The sequence below is a fragment of the Paraburkholderia sp. SIMBA_053 genome, from assembly GCF_046534895.1.
In the GTDB taxonomy this organism is placed as follows: Bacteria; Pseudomonadota; Gammaproteobacteria; order Burkholderiales; family Burkholderiaceae; genus Paraburkholderia; species Paraburkholderia caledonica.
In genome coordinates, this window is sequence record NZ_JAWRXU010001267.1 from 1 (window position 1) to 251 (window position 251).

At 61.0% G+C, this 251-nt stretch carries 1 pseudogene; it reads right to left on the bottom strand.

What is annotated here, in order from left to right:
* A pseudogene (locus SB753_RS39705) lies at positions 1–251 on the bottom strand (recombinase); the annotation flags it as partial.

Consider the following 251-nt stretch of genomic DNA (forward strand, 5'->3'; position numbering starts at 1 on the left):
GGAATCTTGATGGCCGCCATGAAGGCGACGATAAAGCCGGCGCCAAGTGCGGACTTGAGCAGTGCAAGGTAGTCGAGGCGGCCAGCCGTGATGTAGTGTTCGCCGCTGTGGCCCGAGTTTTCGGTGATCCGCAAGGCCAGTATCTCGACGTTCTGGCGTATGAAGTCGCGTACATCGTCCTTGCGGCACACGGCTTCGATCAACTCCGACGCGAGTTGCGCGATGCCCGGAATGGCGTCGCTGCCGTTGCT